We start from the raw sequence: 20,416 nt of genomic DNA on the forward strand, positions 1-20,416 counted from the left end.
CAATTCACAGAAAAGAGGACTTCCCTATGAATGATTTTACTACAGAAATTGTGCAAACTCTAGTCACTAAAGGCGATTTAAATGAATTATTCCGTTCGCACTTAGAAAAAGCGATAAACACACTCCTACGGACTGAATTAACGGCTTTTTTAGATTACGAAAAATATGATCGCACTGGTTTTAATTCAGGTAATTCGAGAAACGGTTCTTACTTTCGATCAATCAAAACCGAATATGGTGAATTAACATTGGAAATACCTAGAGATCGTAATGGTGAGTTTAAACAACAAACTTTACCAGCCTACAAAAGAACAAACGATACATTGGAAACCACTATTATCCATTTATTCGAAAAAGGTGTTACGATGTCTGAAATTGCTGATTTGATCGAAAAAATGTACGGTCATCACTATACTCCACAAACCATGTCCAACATGACTAAAGTTCTGACTGAAGAAGTAAATGCCTTTAAATCCAGAGCCTTAAATGATAAGTATGTCGCTATTTTTATGGACGCTACTTACATTCCACTAAAACGTCAAACCGTATCCAAAGAAGCGATTTATATTGCCATTGGTATACGAGAAGACGGCACTAAAGAAGTACTGAGTTATGCGATTGCTCCAACTGAATCAACATACGTTTGGAATGAGCTGCTACAGGATATTAACTCCAGAGGAGTTCAAGAAGTCTTGCTTTTTATTACGGACGGCTTAAAAGGCATGAAAGATACTATCCATCAAATTTATCCTAAAGCAAAATATCAGCATTGTTGTATCCATGTATCTCGTAATATCGCTCATAAAGTACGTGTCAAAGACCGAAAAGAAATCTGTGATGACTTTAAGGCTGTTTATCAAGCTAACTCAAAAGAAGAAGCGAATACCTTCTTATCCGGCATGATTGAGAAATGGAAGAAAAACTATCCTAAAGTGACGCAGTCACTCATAGAAAACCAAGACTTATTAACTTTTTATGATTTTCCACCTAGCATTCGTAGAACCATTTACTCAACCAATCTAATCGAGTCTTTCAATAAGCAAATTAAAAGATACAGCCGTAGAAAAGAGCAGTTTCAAAATGAAGAATCACTAGAACGCTTTCTAGTCAGCATTTTTGATACATACAATCAAAAATTTCTAAACAGAAGCCATAAAGGTTTTCAACAGGTAACCGATACATTAGTTTCAATGTTTACTGAGTAACTAATTATTTTGCAGGAGGACAATTTATTTACACAAAATTATTGACGCTCCCAAGTTGACAGGGAATCCTAAAAACATTCGGCTTTTTTTATATAATCTTTTTAACTCAACAGAGATAAGTTTTGTGGAATTGTATACGCTACCTATAATTATAAAAACAGAAAAAATGTTAAAAGATTTAAAACAGTATTATCCTCTGTCTGCTTATGAAAAAAAGAAATTATTCCACTTTTTAGCAATCAACCTGTTGGCTGAACAAGCTGATTCTTTAGATATTGCTAGCAATCAGTCGCTATTTTTTTCGGATATAGGATTTTACCACTTAAAAGGAGTATTAGGAGAAAAATCCGTTATTTTTATCAATAAGACACTCTCTTGGCTTTATCTTCATGATAAATTGGATCAAAAATACTTGAGAAAAAATGAAGATGAAACAATCGAATGGTTGAATGAACGATTCATTGAAAGTTTTGAAAATCAGTTTAATCTGTTGCGAGAAGAGACGAGCCAATTGATCCGAAGAGAGTTAACCAAAATACATTTTAAACTTTTGCATTACACTATTAATAAAGCTGATGAATTTCCACTTGATGTTTCTTTTTTTAGAGAAAACTATCCAGCATTTTATTGCTATTTGATAGAGTATATAAATGATCTAACGTCAAAACGCAAAGAGTTGCTTCAAGATAAATTTTTTCTTTTTTTCAGTTATTTATTATTATTGATCAATCACATACCCATTCAACTGATTTCTGAACCAGTAAAGATCATCATCGATTTTTCTTATGGTGCTGCCTATAATCAATTTATCAAGAAAAATTTAAGCTTGTACATTAATCTGAACACGGAAGTGATAGAGGCAGGAAAGCCTGAGTTCCCGGATGTTATAATCACGAATAGGAATAATCTATATGAAGAAAGTGCATCTCAAGTAGTGGTTTGGCTCGATCCGCCAAGAGCAGTAGACTGGGGGAATCTTACAAAGATTTTGTTGACTATCCAAGAAGAGAAATACAAAGACAGCAAAATTGACAAGCAAATAGACGATTTTCCTGAAGAAATCATCGACAGGATCGAATAGTGAACTTCTTTTAGAAAGTCCGACTGCTTTTTCTAAAAATATTATTTGTCAAATTAAGCGAGACAAAACTTTCCATTTACGTAACTCAAAAAAACTTCTAATGGTGTTTGGTAATTTAGTGATTTTCTAGGGATATGGTTTCTTTTGGACGCAACGGATGAGATGAATCCTTGATTGACTTGGTTGAATTCCATTTCTTTTGGTAGTCCATCTTTTCGGAGGAGTCCGTTTGAATGTTCATTTAATCCCCGTTGGGAAGGCGTTCCTGGGTCTGCGAAATAAATATCAATATCATTCGTATTACTAATACTTTTCCAATTAGAGAATTCTTTTCCACAATCAAAGGTAATTGATTTGAAAAGATTTTTGGGTACGGATTGAAGCCATTCATTAATCGAATTTTCAATATCAACTGCCTTACGGCCTTCTGGTTTCAAGGCGATAATGGCTTTTGAAAGTCGCTCAACGAGTGTGATGACGGCACTTTTATGGTGGATGCCGACAATCGTATCACCCTCTAAATGTCCAAATTCTTCTTCGAAAACGACATAATCTTTTTTACGTTCAGAAATATTTCTTTTGAATGCCTGTTTTCCACGTTTTTCCTTATAACCATTTGGTTTTCGTTTTCCTTGCATCGGTAAATGTAAAACATTGAATTCTCCCGTCTTAAACCGGCGATAGAGGGTACTTACTGAACAAGAGAAGGTTCGCTCTGCACGGCCAATAATGACGTCTGGGGTCCAACCTTCAGTTGATCTTTTTTCAATGTATTCTTTTTCCTCAGCAGGAAAAATGATTTCGGTTCTCCCACAACGTCGCTTATTTTCTTTGTATTGTTCAAAGTATTCAAGTGCTGTTCCACCACATTTGAGAAAGTTATAGACATTGTAAATTGTTTGGCGTCCACGTTTAAGCTGCTTCGCAACGATAGCAACCGGAGTTTCTTGATGAAAATATGCTTCTATCATTACAAGCTCGTTTGGTGTAAGATGGGTATAAGTCATTTATGTTCACTCTCCTTGTATGCTTTAGCGGGTATTACAATTTGAGTGTAACATAAATGGCTTTTTTATTTGTCTCGCTTAATTATACAAACGGCGAAATAAAAAAACTTGGTACGCAATCGCTGTACCAAGTTTTTTTATTTAGCTTTTGATTAAGCCATAAATAATAATTTATATAAGAATACTGCTACGACACCAGCACAGATAGGTGCTACAACTGGTACCCATGCATATCCCCATTGAGAAGAACCTTTATGTTTCAATGGAAGAAGTGCGTGTACAAGACGTGGAGCAAAGTCGCGGGCTGGGTTTAGTCCAGGACCTGTAGGACCACCAAGTGAAGCAACTAATGTCCATACAAGGAAACCAAGTGCTAAGTGAGCTGTACCAAGATTATCTTGGAAGAATGGTGCTTTTGTAATACCTAGGGCACCAAAGAATAAAACGAATGAACCAAAGAATTCATTGACGAAACCATTGAATTTAGAACCAACGCTGTTGATTGTTGAGAATGTACCTAACACATGGTTTACGTCTTCTGTTTGGTCGTAGTAAGGTTTGTAACAAGCTACTACGATCAATTGTCCAATCGCTGCACCAATCAATTGTGCAATGATATAAGGAACAACTTCAGCCCAAGGGAATAGACCATTAGATGCTAAAGCAATTGTAAATGCTGGGTTGATGTGGTTACCGCTGATTCCACCAAAAATCATTGCTGGCATCATAACCCCGAATCCATACCCGACAGCAATCAGCATCCAGTCACTGCCATATCCTTTTGTACCTTTTAAATCTACGTTTGCTACAGCACCGTTACCTAGAACGATTAGTAATGCTGTACCAATCATTTCCGCCGCAAGACGGGTCATTAGTGAGTAATCCATAAATACCTCCAAAAGTTATAAAAATGCAAAAAAAAAAGAAACATCAACACGAAAAGCATCGGTGCAGTGTTTCGTGTCGGAAGGATTTCTGCAGTCTTAACAAATGTGAATAAAAAAATGAATTCCATTACTTATAAGAAACCAGACCAACAGTAAAACTCCAACTCTTTTTAAAAGTTCTCCACAAATCACCAAGCTTAACTATAAATATACCAAAAAAAAAACATTTTTTTTCTCAAAAATTGTATCTTAGAAACAGCATGTTTTGAAACTTTCAGAAAAGGTTTGTTAGTAAAATGAAAGCTATACGTAAGGAGTGTTGTTTGATGAAATTTTTTCAAGAGTTTTTCATTATTATTTTCTTTTCTGTATTAGGAGAAGGCATACGGATTTTTGCTCATTTACCTATTCCTGGAAGTATCTTAGGTATTCTTTTTTTATTTTTAGCATTTGAAATGCATCTTGTTGATCCTGAAAAAATCGGAGCAACTGGTGATTTTTTATTGAATAATCTAGCCATTTTATTTGTTCCTGCTGGTGTAGGTTTATTGGAATATTTTGATGATATTGCTTCGATATGGCCTGTTTTACTGGGAGCAGTCGTCGTGTGTTCCATCGTCACGATGGTTGCAGCGGGAAAAACGGCAGAAGGTGTAGAAGCTTTGCTGGGCTATGTCCGTAAGAAAAAAGCAGAAAGGGTATCTGTAAACGAAATGGAGGAGAATCAAATTGACTGAGTTTTTTGTGAATCCATTATTTGGCTTAAGTTTGACTTTAGGAGTGTACGTATTATCTGACAAATTTTTGCGGAAATATAAACTGCCTGTTTTGAATCCTCTCGTATTATCGATTGTTGTTATTATCTTATTTTTGCATTTTTCTGGGATCAGCTATAAAGACTATAATATCGGGGGCAATTTTTTGACTATGCTGATTACTCCTGCGACAGTGGCACTTGCCATCCCTCTTTATAAAAACTTCCGTTTACTGAAAGAGAATTTTTATCCTGTAATGGCTGCGATTTTAGCAGGAATAGTCGCAAATTGCTTGGTTAGTGTAGGGTTCGGTTACTTCTTCTCTCTTCATAAAGAGATGGTGATCTCATTACTACCTAAATCTGTAACGACGGCTATTTCTGTCGATTTATCTCATACGATGGGCGGGGTGAATGCCGTGACACTTGCTATTGTTGTCTCTACAGGTATTTTTGGTTCGCTGATCGCCACTCATATTTTCCGCCTATTCAAGATCGAAAGTCCAGTTGCTCGCGGTGTGGCGTTAGGAAGTACTTCTCATGCTATTGGTACAGCAAAAGCAATCGAGATTGGTGAAATAGAAGGAATCATTTCCGGACTTGCGATATGCGTCAACGGAATATTGACCGTTTTATTGCTACCGTTATTCTTTCAGCCTTTTGCTGGCTTGTTTTGATGCGAAAACCACTATTTTATGCTACAATAACCAAAACGTTCGAGCATAAAAAAGGAGGGAAAGACGTGTATTTGTCTTCCGAGTATCTTAAACAATTTGATAAAGATCTATATTATAAGATTCTCCTCCTAGAAAGTTTTGAGGATCAAGCTTGGCATACCGCTGCACAATTAGCGCAAGTTGTTCAGCTGGATGCCCGCAGCGTGTCGAAATACCTGAACGAGCTGTCTAAAAACTATCAGCAGTTTAGCGGTAAGACACACCCTTTGTTTACAAAAAATCACCGTTCTGGTTATAACTTTTATGATACGCTCGATTCAATTGAACATGAGCGTTTTTTGATCTATCTCGTGCAAAGTACGCTGAAATTCCAGTTGCTGCACGACATTTTTTTTGAAGAATTCCATACAATGTACCAATTTGCGCAAAAGCATTACATTAGTGAATCTACTGCTCATCGAAAAATCAATGAATGGAAACAGCAACTGCAAACTTACGGAATTCGGCTGCAACGAGGTACATATATCGCTCAAGGCGAAGAAGAAATCATTCGACTTTACTTGCATATGACATTCTGGCAGTTGTTTCGAGGGAAAATCTGGCCATTTGAAACGATTTCTCAAATGGACGTAAAGAATATGGCAGAACATATCATGGCTTTTTTTAATGTTCGTCTGAACGAGATCAAAAAAAGACGATTGGAATATATGCTAGGTGCCTTTTTTTTAAGAAAATCACAGAAGCATTATGTTGTATTGAATGAGAAAAAAAGACGGCTGATTTCTGACAATCTGTTGTTCCAGCGATTTTGCCAGGTCATGGAGCCGGTATTTCCTAATTATTTTCAAGTAGAAGACGAGTTAGGCGCATTATTTCTTGTACTGATGACTCGTGAAGAATATTATAGTGATCCTAAGATACGGAAGAAAATTTTTGATTTTCATCAACAAGCAAAAACACCGCCCTTTACAGCCCTTTCAGAAGCAAAAGCCGCTCTTTCTCTTTATCAGGAAGAGCAGGGGCTGCCAGCAGAAAATCTAACCTTCGAGGCAGAAAACTATTTATTCAGCAGTCATTTTTTCGCCTATCTTTTTCCTAATGCGAAAGAAACGATTGATGGCAATAGTAGTGATTTTATTAATCATTTAGTTATTGAAAACAAGGAATTGAAACAATGGCTCGTACATTTTTTTGAAAGTAGACACAAACATCCCAATCATCTGGCATTTAAAAATCATGCGTTTTTGATGGGGCGGTATCTGACTGTGTTTAAAACATTAGGAGCCTTTACTCCACAGCTTCCAAAGATCACGATCCTTTTAATGACAGATTTCCCATTATTTGAAGAGCAACTGTTAGAGGAGGGATTACGGACATTTTTCCGTAATGAGTATCAGCTGATTTTTCTGCCAACAGATTATCGGGGGAGAGAAGTTGATCTTCTGATTTCGACAAGTAAAGTCCACCGCAAACCATGGGCGGATCTTGACTATTTTATTGTGACTGAAGAACTAAAATTAATTGATTACATCCAACTATCTCAAAAATTTGAAATGATTCAAAAACAAAAACTATTAAAACAATAACAAAGAAGGAGAAAAAAGATGACATTTGAAGAAATTTTACCAGAATTGAAAAAAGGTGCAAAGATTATTCGTAAAGGATGGAGTGGATTTGAACTTTATGTTGTTCTCGTATCCGATGATGAATTTGATGGCTGTCCGGTGACGCCGTACTTATTGATCAAAACAAGTGACGAAGGTTTTTCCAGCTTCGCTCCTACAGTTTGTGATATTTTAGCAGATGATTGGGCGATCGTAGAATGAAAAACCAGTATCCAGATCTAGCTAAACAGGTTGTATTTATCACAGGAGCTGCTTCTGGAATTGGTGCTGCGCAAGCCCGAGCGTTTCTTGAACAAGATGCTTTTGTATTTGGATTAGATCAAAAGTTCGGTAAAATGGAAGAAATTTCTTTGCGATTTCCTGAAACTTTTGCCTACGCACTAGGTGATGTTCGACAAATGAAAGAACTCCAACAAGCGGTATCGAAATGCCAAAATCATTTTGGTGAAGTTACGATTTTACTGAATACAGCGGGGATATTGGATGCCTACAAACCCTTGATGGAAACTGACGAATCGCTGTGGGATCTGATTTATGAGACGAATGTGAAAAGCATGTATCAGCTGACAAAAATCATCCTTCCTGATATGATCCGCCAAAAAAGCGGAACGATCATCAATATGGCTTCGATTGCTGGCTTGATTGCTGGTGGAGGTGGGATCGCTTATACAAGCGCGAAACATGCGATTGTCGGATTTACCAAACAACTCGCTCTGGATTACGCAGGACAGGGTATCCGAGTAAAAGGAATTGCTCCAGGAGCCATCCAAACACCAATGAATGCGGCTGATTTTGAAGGGAAAGGTGAGATGGCAGAGTGGGTGGCAAATGAAACACCAGTCAAGCGATGGGCACAGCCGGAAGAAGTAGCTGAGCTGACGTTATTTCTTGCCTCTCCTCAAGCAAGCTACATACAAGGAACGATCATCCCAATCGACGGCGGATGGTTGTTAAAATAACCTTGTGTTTTTTTCAAGCTTCTGTATGATAAAACTAAAGAGAGAAACAACGGTTGATGATAAAAAAAGTCGATGACTGTTCCCGACATTCGATGCCGAACAGCCAGTTCAAAAAATTCTTTTTAATAATCGTTAATATTCGAAACTAAGCGGCTTTTCACGACCTCTTGATATAAACGATATTCAAAAGCTTGCAACTGCGGTAACAAGTCCAGCCAAATGAAAAATATAAGGAGCTATTTTTATTTGACCATTCTTATTACTTGTTGCAGGGCAGCTTTTTCACTACCTTCTGCGACACTTCAGTTGGAATTTTCTTCCCATCCTTTGGTCGCGGTCATTACCAAGATAAAATTATCTTGCAAAGGAGAAATAGAACATGGAAAAAAATAATACCCGTTCAGCCAAACGCTGGACAACGACAGATGTGACTCGGATGGCGCTAGTCACTGGTTTATATGTGGCAGTGACGCTGGTTTTGTCTGTCTTTAGCTTTGGAGTGATTCAGATTCGTCTCTCGGAGATGTTCAACTATCTGTCCTTGTATAACAAAAGATACATCGTCGCGGTAACAGCGGGAGTAGCTTTGGCTAATATTGCTTCTCCTCTTGGACTGATAGATGTTGCAGTAGGAAGCGTCAGCACGCTGCTTGTATTGCTTATCAACTATAAAATCACTAGTCGCATCAAAAACATGAAAATCAAAATGGCCGTGACAGCATGCGTATTTGCTTTTTCCATGTTTACAGTAGCTGGTCAGCTAACGATTTTATATCAACTACCTTTTTTCTTGAATTGGTGGGTGATTGCTTTAGGAGAATTGGCATCAATGATTGTCGGTGGGATAATTATTTATTGGATCGGTAAAAAAGTGGATTTGTCAAAATAAAGATCTGTTTAATTTAAAATAGGGCAGCATGGAAGAGACTGAATGTTGAGTCTTCTTCCATGCTGCTTTTTTGATTAATTTGTATGAAGAAATCGATTTAGCCGTTTTTTCATCAAGATACCGATATAAGCTGCTCCAGTTGCCTTGATTGCTTCCGGCAGTAAAAACGGCAGTAGTCCACTGGCAAATGCAGTTGTAAAAGTAAGATCACCACTTATTTTCAGCCAGATCGTTCCGCAGATCAATGCAGCAAGAGAGCCCATTAGATTGGCAAAGATTGCATATAAGTAATGAGCATCCGTTCTTTCGATCATCCAACCAGTTATCCACGTTTGTAAGAGAAATCCAATCAAATATCCGCCAGTTGGCCCAAATAAAACAGCTATACCTCCAGTCATCCCTGAAAATACAGGAAGACCAATCAAGCCAAGTAAAAGATAAACTCCAACAGATATCAATCCTAGTTTTCTTCCGAGAAAAGTTGCTGTTAATCCAATAGCAAATGTTTGCCCTGTCAAAGGAACCAAACCAAAAGGAATGGTCATCTGAGAAAGGACAGAAATAATCGCGGCAAATTCCGCAGCAAGTATCAATTCTTTCAATGTTCGGTTCATAACGCCCTCTTTTCGTTAACTTAATATTTTTATTTGGTTAACGAAATTGTAAAACAAAGTGATTACTTTGTAAATAGAAAATATAAAAAAAGACCAGCTATCCAATAGATAGCGGTCTTTTTCAAGAAAGCTTTTGAAATTATAAGCTTTGGTTGTAGTATTCAACGACAAGAGCTTCGTCGATTTCTGGATATAGTTCGTCACGTTCTGGTAAACGAGTCAATGAACCTTCCAATTTTTCAGCGTCAAAGCTTACGAATGCTGGGCGTCCAACAGTTGCTTCTACAGCTTCTTTTACTGTTACGATGTTTTGTGATTTTTCACGAACTGAGATCACTTGACCCACTTCTACGTGGTATGAAGGGATATCAACGCGTTTGCCATCAACTAAAATGTGACCATGGTTAACTAATTGACGTGCTTGACGACGAGTCGTTGCAAGTCCTAAACGGTAAACAACATTGTCTAAACGTTGTTCTAGTAAGATCATGAAGTTAACACCATGTTTACCTTCTTTGATTTTGCTAGCTTTTACGAACAAGTTACGGAATTGACGTTCGTTCATTCCGTACATGTGACGAAGTTTTTGTTTTTCAGTTAATTGCATGCCGTATTCTGATTGTTTGCCACGGCTATTAGGTCCATGTTGACCTGGTGCGTAAGGGCGACGTGCTAATTCTTTTCCTGTGCCTGACAATGAGATGCCTAAGCGACGAGAAATTTTCCATGATGGTCCTGTATAACGAGACATTAAAATTTCCTCCAATGAATATAAGTTTTTGGAGTAAAATAATCCGTTGAAAAATTCATAATCATATAGTTTGTTCTTCAATCTTCACCTTTGCAGCCGCGGTTACACAATCGAACCCGAGACGGGGCAACAAACTAGGGATGAGTTATTATTTTTCTGCTGCATTATTTTACACAAATTACAGTATATGATAGATCATCCACGAATGTCAAGATAATTAGTACATAAAAACGCTTTACAAACCTAGGCTGTCTTTATAAAATGAGAGGGTATGTGCAAATGGAAAAAAGCGAAGGAAGTTTAAGGAGAAAATCAATGAATCCGGTATCACCATTATTTGAGAAAATCGATGCTTCAATTGAAAAGAAGGCGAATCTTTTTGAAAACAGCTTTTCACGTTACGCTGTTCGAGCGGTTCTCGCCTGTTTGTTTTTGACTTTAGGAACGGCTGTGGCATTTGCGATCGCGATGAAGGGGGAAGATATCGCGCATGGTCTAGGAAAGATTTTATACACCCGTGGTGCTAGTTAATTTTTTCCTAGAGGAAAATGTCTAAACATGTTGGTAAATCAACAAAAAAACGCATATAGTAGTCTCAAAACTCCCAAGAAATGAGGACTACATATGCGTTCATCAAAATATACTGAACATTATACAGATACTTTTATAACATTCAAGGAAATTATGAGAACTGTTTCTAACATATACCACAATTGTGTACCAGATAAGATTAAAAACCGAAGAAATACTGATCAACTGAAGCAACGCGATACAGTGATTATTGCTTGTGTTATATGGGGCATAATTAATGGCTATACTAGCCAAAGAGCCACGTATAGAGCGGTTTGTTCCGTCTTATTTCCTAATGGTGACTTTCCTAGTAGGAGTCGATTCACTCGCTTAAGTTCAAACTTAGCTTACACTATCAAGATTATTCGATACTTTTTCATCAAGAAGCTCACCAAAGGTGAACTAGTCGGAATTATAGATAGTTTTCCTAGTCCATTATGTAAACCAGTTAGAAATAGACAAGCAAAACTATTGAATCAAATAGCCAAAGTTGGCTATAACTCAACAAAAAAATCTTATTTTTATGGTCTTAAAATTCATATGATCGTTACTAAGACTGGCTTTCCGATTACTTACTCAATCACGAATCCAGGTGTCCATGACGTGAAAGTGTTAGAGACTTTATCGGAAGAAGCGAATCTTCCCAATATCCTAGGGGACAAAGGATATATTAGCCATAAAATCCATGAAAAGCTTGCCCTTAAGGGCATTACTATATCCGTTCCGCCACGTAAAAACATGGATAAATCAGAAAAACTAGACCACAGCTTACTTGGAAAACAAAGAAAAACAGTTGAGACTGTTTTTTCTTCCTTAGAAAAATTAGGTTGTCAAAATTTCAACTCACGTTCTGTTAAAGGGCTAGAGAGTAGATTTGAAAGCATATTACTGGCTTACAGTGTTCTATTAAGTCGAGCACAACGACGTTTTGAAGGAACTTTGAGATATTCTTTAGGATATTAAAATTAACTAGCACCACGGGTTTTATACGCATTTATGTTCAGCTGGGGTCTGGTCATGATTCTATACATGAACGCCGAATTAGGAACATCGAATATGCTTTATATGACCGTGGGTGTTTTTCGGCAGAGACTTGCTTTAAGTAAGGCAGCCAAGATTCTATTTGCCTGTATTTTTTTCAATATGATTGGCGGTATATTATGTGGATTTCTAATTTCTATGACTACGCCATTTCAAGATTTAACGTTGGACAACTTTATGTTAGAATCAATAGCAGTAAAACTAGCAAAACCTTCAGCAACGATTTTGGTGGAAGGGATGTTTGCGAATATCGTTGTCAATACCGCTGTACTGATCAGCATGCGGATGAAAGAGGATGTCGGAAAAGTGATCACAGTCGTATTCATCATTTTCATTTTTGCTTTTTTAGGATATGAACACGTGATAGCGAATTTTCCTGCCTTTACGCTTACTTACTTTGCTTCTCACGGACAGATGGATGGAATGACAGTCAGCAATGTGTTACATAATTTGTTTTTTGCTTTGGCAGGAAATTATATTGGTGGCGGTTTAGTAATGGGACTGGGATATGCTTGGCTGAATCAGTCAAAATCATCCTATGTGGACTAAAAAGTCGTTCATTAAAGGGGAAGTGCCATGGAAGTTTTAGTTTTTCCAAAAAATGAGGAAAAAGCGTTACAAATGGAAAAGTACATGAAAAATCTTTTTTCCTTTGCTGGAGTACCTAAGCCGGAACGCGCTCTTTTACAACAACCGTTACTGGATGAGAGCAAAAATTTATCTATTTCTGAAGTTTTAGCTTTTGTTCATTATTATTATGAACAAATCGAAAGAGAGTATCAGTATGTAGCGATCGATTTAGTCCAGAAAAACATCAAACGGCTTACATTTGAAGACTTAGTCGTATTGTTGCCACTAGTTCAGAAAAAAGAATGGTGGGACAGCATCGACTCTTGGAGAAAAGTATACAGCACATGGTGTAAAGCCTACCCAGAGCAGCGTGAAGAAGTCTTTCAATTGTTTGAAAAAAAGGAAGATTTTTGGCTACGTCGAATAGCAATCACGTTGCAATTAGGTTATAAACAGCAAACAGACACAGGACTATTGATCCGAGCAATAGACGAAGATCGTCAAACAAAGGAATTCTTTATCCAAAAAGCAATTGGTTGGGCATTACGCGATTATAGTAAGACCGATGCCGATTGGGTAAAAAGACAGCTGACAACAGATTTGAGTAAGTTAGCTGTTCGAGAGGCAAGTAAGTATTTATAAGAAAGCGAGACGACAAGAGATGAGACGCAAATTATTTGCTTTTGATATTGATGGAACGTTGTTAGATTCAAACAAACAAGCTTTAGATAGCACAAGAGAAGCATTGGAAAAATTACGCAAAGCCGGTCATCTGGTCACGATTGCTACAGGGCGGAGCCGATTTCATGCGCAAGAGATCATTCGCGATCTTGATTTTACGAACTACATTTTATGTAATGGAGCGGCCGGTTTTTTAGACCATGAACAAGTATATAAGAATTTACTAGATCGCGACCAGTTGGATGCGTTCGTTCAAGAAGCGCATCATGAGCAGATCGATACAGCTTTTGTCAGCTTAGACAATATCAAGCGTTCTTCTTCCAATGATGTAACGGTGATGGAAGAAGCGATGCATTCTTTCGGTGCTGTCTTGCCTGAATTAGATCAGTTTTTTGCAGAGGAACAAGAAATATACCAAGCGTTAGCATTTTTCGATCAAACATATGATGGGAAGTTCTCTTCATATGATAAAATTCGATTTGTCCGCTGGCATGAGAACAGTGTAGATGTCGTACCTAAAAATGGTTCTAAAGCAGCGACAATTCTGCACTTAGCAGAACAAGTAGGCATCCCTCATGAAGACATCATCAGCTTTGGCGATGGACAAAACGACCGTGAAATGTTGCGCATGTCAGGAATTGGGATAGCTATGGGGAATGCTGTGCCAGAAGTACAAGCAGAAGCTAAGATGGTCACTGATACAAACGATCAGGATGGAATTTGGAAGGCATTGAAAGAGTTAAGCGTGATTTAAAAGAGGTTGTGAAAAAGCTGTTCTGCATCAAGTAATAAGCCCAGCCAAACAAAAATAGCTCCTCCTATTTTTCGTTTTTCTGGGCTTATTACCGCAGATGCAAGCTTTCGAACACCGTTTAAGGAAGAGGTCGTGACAGAAGTGGTCAGTTTCAAGAAATAAGAAGGGATTTACGAAAATTGCTTCTCAAATTTTTGTAAAATTACGGCTTATTTCTGAAGAAGTAGATGAAACAACGTTTATTCGGGAAATGGGACTGTGACAAGATGTTTGTCATAGTCCCATTTTTTTATTTTATTTTTCAAAACTAAGAAATACCAGGAAAGAGTTCCTTTTGTTTGACCTTTTCTTTCTTATTGAAAACAACTATAATATAGAGTGATGTTAAAAGAGAAGAGGAATTTAGTGTGCGGGTATTGTTTATTGGTGATGTAGTAGGTTCAATGGGACGAGAGATGATTACTGAATATCTTCCTAGATTGAAGAAGAAGTACCGTCCGCAAGTAACGATTGTAAATGGTGAGAATGCCGCTTCTGGACGTGGAATCACAGAAAAAATCTATAAAAAATTTTTGCAAGACGGCGTAGATGTCGTGACGATGGGGAATCATACGTGGGACAACCGCGGAATCTTTGAGTTTGTAAATGAAGCTAAAAAGATGGTTCGTCCGGCAAATTTTCCGGAAGGGACGCCTGGACAAGGGATGGTCTTTGTCAAAGTGAACCAAGTCGAACTGGCAGTGATCAACATGCAGGCTCGTTCTTTTATGGTGGACTTGGATGATCCTTTTCGTAAAATGAATGAGCTGGTAGAAGAAGCCAGAAAACGTACGCCGATCATTTTTGTAGATTTTCATGGAGAAACAACAAGTGAAAAACAAGCAATGGGCTGGTTTTTAGATGGGAAAGTTTCAGCAGTGGTCGGTACACATACACACGTTCAGACAAATGATGCGCGAATTTTGCCAAGAGGAACAGCGTATCTGACAGACGTTGGGATGACAGGTCCCTATGATGGTATTTTGGGTATGCGCAGAGAACCTGTAATCGAAAAGTTTCTGACTGCATTACCAAAACGTTTTGAAGTTGTGGAACAAGGCCGATCGATTTTAAGCGGCTGTATCTTGGAATTGGATGATACGACAGGTCATGCAAAAGAAATCCAGCTGATTCAGATCAACGATGATCGACCGTTCATGGAGTAGAAAGAGAGGCAGTTTTTTGCAGCAGGAGCCGGAAATTCAAAAAGAAGTAAGGAAACTGACAAAACTTTTAAGAGAGAATGAAACGATCATTCGCTACAAAGAACTTGAAGAAAAGATCCAGCAAAACCAGTATTTAGCTGAGTTGAGAGAAAAAATCAAACAAGCGCAAAAAGATGCTGTTCATTTTGCCCACTATGACAAACCAGCAGCAGAAAAAGAAGCAATCAAACAAGCGGATCAATTCATGCAAGAATTTGATCAGCATCCGCTTGTTGTAGCTTATAGAAAACAGCTGTTGGAAGCAGATGATCTGCTTCATCATTTAACAACTATGATACAAGAAGAAATCAATGGACAAATAGAGGAGGAAAAACATGCCTCAAAAAACTAAAAATACTCCTATGATGGAACAATATCTAAGCATCAAGGCCCAATACCAAGATGCTTTTTTGTTCTATCGTTTAGGAGACTTTTATGAACTATTTTACGAAGATGCGATCAAAGCGTCACAGCTTTTGGAATTAACGTTGACGAGCAGAAATCGAAATGCAGAAGAACCTATTCCTATGTGCGGTGTACCTCACCATGCAGCACAAGGATATATCGATGCCTTGATTGAAAAAGGCTATAAAGTAGCGATTTGCGAGCAGGTAGAAGATCCAAAGACGACTAAAGGGATGGTCAAGCGCGAAGTGATCCAGCTAGTCACTCCTGGTACAGTCATGGACAGCAAAGGATTGTCGGCAAAAGACAACAATTTTTTAACAGCTGTAGTTAGTCAAGGAAATGAATTTGGCTTTGCTTATGCCGATTTAAGTACGGGAGAATTGAAGACGGCTCGGTTGCATGATGAAGAAGCTGTTTTAAATGAAGCCTCTGCATTGCAGACAAAAGAACTCGTATTAGGCAGTGAGATCACTGATACCCTTCGTGAACAGCTAAGCGGGCGTTTAGGGCTAGTCTTTTCTCAACAAAATGAGATGGAAGAAAACGCGGAATTTAGCTTTTTGACAAGCGAACTAGTCGATCCGCTGGAAAAAGAAGCAACCGGCAAACTATTGACTTATTTATCGGTGACACAAAAGCGGAGTTTAGCTCATATCCAAAAAGCAGTAGAATACCAACCAGATCATTTTTTGAAAATGGATTATTATTCAAAATTCAACCTAGAATTAAGCCAATCTATTCGGACTGGGAAAAAGCACGGCACTCTTCTATGGTTGTTAGATGAAACAAAAACAGCAATGGGTGGCCGTTTACTAAAACAATGGCTAGACCGTCCGCTTATCCAGGCAAAACAAATTAAAGCAAGACAAGAAATGGTCGCTTCTTTGCTAGACAGCTATTTTGAACGTATCGATTTGCAGTCAGCATTAACGAAAGTCTATGATCTGGAACGCCTAGCAGGTCGAGTAGCTTTCGGTAATGTCAATGGGCGAGACTTGATCCAGCTGAAAACTTCTTTAGAACAAGTGCCAATGATCAGAGGGTTGATTGAAGGAATCGATCAAGGTCAATGGCAAAGTCTGCTTTCAGAAATGCAGCCGATGGACCATCTCGTCCAATTGATCGACCAAGCTATCCAAGATGATCCGCCGTTACAAATAACGGAAGGAAACATCATCAAAGATGGATTCAATGAGCAGCTCGATATGTACCGTTCTGCTATGAGAAACGGAAAGAAATGGTTGGCAGAACTTGAAGCAAAAGAGCGTCAAGAAACAGGAATCAAGAACTTAAAAATCGGATTTAACCGCGTTTTCGGTTATTATATAGAAATTACAAAAGCAAATCTTGGAAATGCAGAACTGGAGAAGTATGAACGAAAACAAACTTTAGCAAATGCAGAGCGTTTCATCACACCAGAACTAAAAGAATTGGAGACACAAATCCTCGAAGCAGAAGAAAAATCTGTTGATTTAGAATATCAGTTGTTTTTAGCTGTGAGAGAAGAAGTCAAAAAGGCTATCCAGCCGCTACAAGTACTTGCAAAAGCAATCAGTGCAGTAGATGTGCTACAAAGTTTTGCAACGATCAGCGAACGCTATCAGTATGTTCGGCCAGAACTTGTCAGTGACAAGCATCAGCTTCTGATCAAAGACGGACGACATCCTGTAGTAGAAAAAGTATTAGGACATCAGGAATATATCCCTAACAGCGTAGAAATGGCAGAAGACGAAATGATCTTGCTGATTACAGGACCGAATATGTCTGGTAAAAGTACGTATATGCGACAGTTGGCATTAACTGTTCTGATGGCGCAAATGGGCTGTTTCGTTCCGGCAAAACAAGCAGTTTTACCTATTTTTGATCGGATTTTTACCCGAATTGGTGCAAGTGACGACTTAATTGCTGGACAAAGTACTTTTATGGTAGAGATGATGGAAGCCAATCAAGCCCTGCGTTATGCTACGCCAAACAGTTTGATTTTGTTTGACGAACTAGGGCGAGGAACAGCAACCTATGACGGAATGGCGTTGGCCCAAGCAATCATCGAATATATCCATCGTCATGTACAAGCAAAAACACTCTTTTCTACTCATTATCATGAACTGACGGTACTTGAGAAAGAACTTCCGCAGCTTAAAAATGTCCATGTTGGAGCCGTTGAAAAAGACGGAGAAGTTGTCTTCTTGCATAAAATGATGGATGGACCTGCGGATAAAAGCTACGGCATACATGTGGCAAAGATCGCAGGATTGCCTTCCAATCTACTAGAACGAGCAGCAGATATCCTGCATACGCTAGAAAATGGCGATAACGGACACCATACTGTTCCAGCTGAAGTAGAAGAGAAAACTAAAACAGCCAAACAGGAGCAAATAAAACCACCTGCAGAAAAAGTAAATCAAGACCATATACAAGACCGTGTAAAAGAAGAAAACCAACAGCTTTCTTTATTCAGTGAATTATCCGAAAATGAAACAGAAGTCATTGAATCACTGAAGCAAATAAATTTACTAGAAATGACGCCAATGGATGCACTAAACACATTATATGAATTACAAAAACAACTGTAGGAAGAAGGCGGATATCGATGGCCAAAATCCAAGAATTATCTGAACGTTTAGCTAATCAGATCGCTGCGGGAGAAGTAGTGGAGCGACCAGCTTCCGTTGTGAAAGAATTAGTGGAAAATGCAATTGACGCCGGCAGTACTCAGATTGATATCTTAGTTGAAGAAGCGGGACTGCGGACGATCCAAGTGATTGATAACGGAGAAGGCATTTTGGCAGACGACGTAGAGAATGCCTTCAAGCGGCATGCGACAAGTAAGATCCATAATCGCGACGATCTTTTTCGCATACGAACGCTGGGCTTTCGAGGGGAAGCTTTGCCAAGTATTGCCTCTGTTTCTGAAATGACTCTGGAAACGGCGAATCAGGAAGAAAAACAAGGCACCTATCTGTCGCTGAAAGGCGGAGAAGTTATTGAGCATCGACCAGCACCACTGCGTCAAGGAACGAAGATTACCGTCAGCAATCTGTTTTTCAATACGCCAGCCCGCTTGAAATACGTGAAAACACTGCACACAGAATTAGCGAACATCGGGGACATCGTCAATCGACTGGCATTGAGTCATCCATCGATTGCTTTTCGTTTAGTACATGATGGAAACAAAATGCTGGCAACTGCTGGAAATGGCGATCTGAAACAAACAATTGCGGGAATCTACGGATTATCTACCGCAAAAAAAATGCTGAAAATCGAAGGAAAAGATCTAGATTTTGAGTTATTTGGCTATGTTTCATTGCCTGAGGTGACTCGTGCCAGTAGGAATTACTTATCGACGATCATCAATGGACGTTTTATCAAGAACTTTTCCTTGAATAAAGCAATCGTTGCAGGTTATGGGTCAAAATTAATGGTCGGTCGTTTCCCTATTGCTGTATTGGAAATCAAAATGGACCCGCTTTTAGTAGATGTAAATGTTCATCCGACGAAGCAGGAAGTCCGGCTGTCGAAGGAAAAAGAACTAACAGAGCTAATTAGTAACGCCATTCAAAAAGCATTGTCTCAAGAAAATCTGATTCCAAGTGCAGCGGATAATCTACGGTTTAAGAAAAAAGTACCTGATCAGCCTAAAACAGAACAAATCGAAATCGATTTGTCCTACGCTTTTGAAGAAGAAAAACCTAAAAAGCCAAGTAGTTTGAATTTTGATCGAGAGACAGGTACCTTTTTCGTAGAAGAACTAAAGAACACATTTGTTGACAGAATTGTTGATAAGTCTGTGGAAAATGTTGAAAACTATTCTGGTTTTTCTGAAGAAAACACCACTTATCCAGAAAAAACAGCGAAAACGGTGGATAAGTTTGGTGAAAATGTTGATAACTTTGTAGAAAAAACAGTGGAAAAATCTGAAAAGAAAGAATTTCCCATTGTGGATAACATGGAGAAAACAAATGAAGAACAAGCAGATAAATCCGTAGAAGAGGATGAAAAGATTTACGAGGAAGAATTGACACTCCATCCTGAATTTGATTTCACTCAAGGAAACGACAAAACATTAGAACAAGCCATCAAGAAATTAGAAACGGAAAAACCAGTACAACGTTTTCCTCAGTTGGAATATTTTGGACAGATGCACGGAACGTATCTTTTTGCCCAAAGTAGCGATGGGTTGTACATCATTGATCAGCATGCTGCCCAAGAGCGCATTAAGTATGAATATTTCCGGGAAAAAATTGGGGAAGTATCTGATGATCTGCAAGAATTGCTTGTTCCATTTGTGTTAGACTATCCAAACAGTGATGCTTTGAAATTAAAAGAGCAAAAACACTTGCTAGAAGATGCAGGGATTTATTTAGAAGAATTTGGTCAAAACAGCTTTATTGTACGGGCCCATCCTACTTGGTATCCCAATGGAGAAGAAGAATCGATTATTCGGGAGATGATCGATATGCTGCTGACAACTGGAAGTGTGAGTGTAAAAAAATTCCGTGAAGCAACAGCAATCATGATGAGTTGCAAACGATCGATTAAAGCCAACCATTATTTGAATGAAGCACAAGCACGTGTGCTGCTGAAGGATCTGGCACGATGCGAAAATCCTTTCAATTGTCCCCATGGCCGTCCAGTATTGATTCACTTTACCAATTCGGATATGGAAAGGATGTTCAAACGAATCCAAGACCCGCATTAA

At 38.4% G+C, this 20,416-nt stretch carries 19 protein-coding genes and 2 pseudogenes; 17 read left to right on the forward strand and 4 right to left on the reverse strand.

All coding sequences use genetic code 11. The features are described from left to right. The first annotated feature begins 26 nt into the window (after positions 1-26). Together ACIFUW_RS00570 and ACIFUW_RS00575 are read left to right on the forward strand one after the other, a co-directional pair. On the forward strand, positions 27-1,205 hold the full coding sequence (locus tag ACIFUW_RS00570; RefSeq protein ID WP_000997695.1) for an IS256-like element ISEf1 family transposase: 1,179 nt from the start codon (positions 27-29) through the stop codon (positions 1,203-1,205). A 124-nt stretch (positions 1,206-1,329) separates the two neighbouring features. After that, positions 1,330-2,286, forward strand: a complete 957-nt coding sequence (locus ACIFUW_RS00575) for a hypothetical protein (RefSeq protein WP_002326835.1) — start codon at positions 1,330-1,332, stop codon at positions 2,284-2,286. A gap of 53 nt (positions 2,287-2,339) precedes the next feature. On the opposite strand, the gene ACIFUW_RS00580 is transcribed toward ACIFUW_RS00575, so the two are convergent. Both ACIFUW_RS00580 and ACIFUW_RS00585 read right to left on the reverse strand, forming a co-directional pair. Continuing rightward, on the reverse strand, positions 2,340-3,293 hold the full coding sequence (locus ACIFUW_RS00580; protein ID WP_000222572.1) for an IS30 family transposase: 954 nt from the start codon (positions 3,291-3,293) through the stop codon (positions 2,340-2,342). A 152-nt stretch (positions 3,294-3,445) separates the two neighbouring features. Beyond that, complete coding sequence (locus tag ACIFUW_RS00585) at positions 3,446-4,180, reverse strand: MIP/aquaporin family protein (protein WP_002290500.1); 735 nt, start codon at positions 4,178-4,180, stop codon at positions 3,446-3,448. Positions 4,181-4,506: 326 nt separating this feature from the next. Between ACIFUW_RS00585 and ACIFUW_RS00590 the strand changes: the two genes are divergently transcribed. The 6 genes from ACIFUW_RS00590 (at position 4,507) to ACIFUW_RS00615 (ending at position 9,084) form a co-directional block, all read left to right on the forward strand. Further along, complete coding sequence (locus ACIFUW_RS00590) at positions 4,507-4,917, forward strand: CidA/LrgA family protein (RefSeq protein WP_002297153.1); 411 nt, start codon at positions 4,507-4,509, stop codon at positions 4,915-4,917. After that, a complete protein-coding gene (locus ACIFUW_RS00595) occupies positions 4,910-5,611 on the forward strand; it encodes an LrgB family protein (protein ID WP_002294273.1) in 702 nt (233 codons plus the stop codon). Before ACIFUW_RS00590 ends, ACIFUW_RS00595 begins: the two co-directional genes overlap by 8 nt. Beyond that, positions 5,611-7,197, forward strand: a complete 1,587-nt coding sequence (locus ACIFUW_RS00600; RefSeq protein ID WP_002321200.1) for a helix-turn-helix domain-containing protein — start codon at positions 5,611-5,613, stop codon at positions 7,195-7,197. Before ACIFUW_RS00595 ends, ACIFUW_RS00600 begins: the two co-directional genes overlap by 1 nt. 18 nt (positions 7,198-7,215) lie before the next feature. After that, entirely contained in the window at positions 7,216-7,437 is a 222-nt protein-coding gene (locus ACIFUW_RS00605; protein ID WP_002290506.1) for a DUF2829 domain-containing protein, read from the forward strand. Beyond that, complete coding sequence (locus ACIFUW_RS00610) at positions 7,434-8,195, forward strand: 3-oxoacyl-ACP reductase (RefSeq protein WP_002297149.1); 762 nt, start codon at positions 7,434-7,436, stop codon at positions 8,193-8,195. Before ACIFUW_RS00605 ends, ACIFUW_RS00610 begins: the two co-directional genes overlap by 4 nt. A 379-nt stretch (positions 8,196-8,574) precedes the next feature. Next, positions 8,575-9,084 carry a QueT transporter family protein gene (locus ACIFUW_RS00615; protein ID WP_002297147.1) on the forward strand — a complete coding sequence of 170 codons (510 nt, stop codon included), beginning with the start codon at positions 8,575-8,577 and terminating at the stop codon, positions 9,082-9,084. A 74-nt stretch (positions 9,085-9,158) separates the two neighbouring features. Here the strand turns inward: ACIFUW_RS00615 and ACIFUW_RS00620 are convergent, their stop codons facing one another. After that, positions 9,159-9,698: a biotin transporter BioY gene (locus ACIFUW_RS00620; protein WP_002297145.1), complete on the reverse strand. Its 540-nt coding sequence runs from the start codon at positions 9,696-9,698 to the stop codon at positions 9,159-9,161. Positions 9,699-9,837: 139 nt separating this feature from the next. Further along, positions 9,838-10,449, reverse strand: coding sequence for a 30S ribosomal protein S4 (gene rpsD, locus ACIFUW_RS00625; RefSeq protein WP_002294265.1), 612 nt, complete (start codon positions 10,447-10,449; stop codon positions 9,838-9,840). Positions 10,450-10,710: 261 nt separating this feature from the next. On the opposite strand from rpsD, the pseudogene ACIFUW_RS00630 reads away from it, so the two are divergent. The 9 genes and pseudogenes from ACIFUW_RS00630 to mutL form a co-directional block, all read left to right on the forward strand. After that, positions 10,711-10,962 (forward strand): annotated as a pseudogene (locus tag ACIFUW_RS00630) (formate/nitrite transporter family protein); the annotation flags it as partial. Between the two features lie 111 nt (positions 10,963-11,073). After that, positions 11,074-11,982: an IS982-like element ISEfm1 family transposase gene (locus ACIFUW_RS00635; protein WP_002295743.1), complete on the forward strand. Its 909-nt coding sequence runs from the start codon at positions 11,074-11,076 to the stop codon at positions 11,980-11,982. Between the two features lie 15 nt (positions 11,983-11,997). After that, positions 11,998-12,609: pseudogene (locus ACIFUW_RS00640) on the forward strand (formate/nitrite transporter family protein); the annotation flags it as partial. Positions 12,610-12,636: 27 nt separating this feature from the next. Continuing rightward, entirely contained in the window at positions 12,637-13,272 is a 636-nt protein-coding gene (locus ACIFUW_RS00645; protein WP_002297142.1) for a DNA alkylation repair protein, read from the forward strand. A gap of 19 nt (positions 13,273-13,291) precedes the next feature. After that, on the forward strand, positions 13,292-14,065 hold the full coding sequence (locus tag ACIFUW_RS00650; RefSeq protein WP_002294261.1) for a Cof-type HAD-IIB family hydrolase: 774 nt from the start codon (positions 13,292-13,294) through the stop codon (positions 14,063-14,065). Between the two features lie 407 nt (positions 14,066-14,472). Further along, positions 14,473-15,270, forward strand: a complete 798-nt coding sequence (locus tag ACIFUW_RS00655) for a TIGR00282 family metallophosphoesterase (protein WP_002297139.1) — start codon at positions 14,473-14,475, stop codon at positions 15,268-15,270. Beyond that, a complete protein-coding gene (locus ACIFUW_RS00660) occupies positions 15,248-15,661 on the forward strand; it encodes a YlbF family regulator (RefSeq protein ID WP_002297137.1) in 414 nt (137 codons plus the stop codon). Before ACIFUW_RS00655 ends, ACIFUW_RS00660 begins: the two co-directional genes overlap by 23 nt. Then, positions 15,645-18,290 carry a DNA mismatch repair protein MutS gene (gene mutS / locus ACIFUW_RS00665; RefSeq protein WP_002297135.1) on the forward strand — a complete coding sequence of 882 codons (2,646 nt, stop codon included), beginning with the start codon at positions 15,645-15,647 and terminating at the stop codon, positions 18,288-18,290. The genes ACIFUW_RS00660 and mutS overlap by 17 nt, the downstream gene beginning before the upstream one ends. A gap of 17 nt (positions 18,291-18,307) precedes the next feature. Further along, positions 18,308-20,416 carry a DNA mismatch repair endonuclease MutL gene (gene mutL / locus ACIFUW_RS00670; protein WP_002297134.1) on the forward strand — a complete coding sequence of 703 codons (2,109 nt, stop codon included), beginning with the start codon at positions 18,308-18,310 and terminating at the stop codon, positions 20,414-20,416.

It is taken from the genome of Enterococcus sp. PLH-Efm8 (assembly GCF_053011625.1).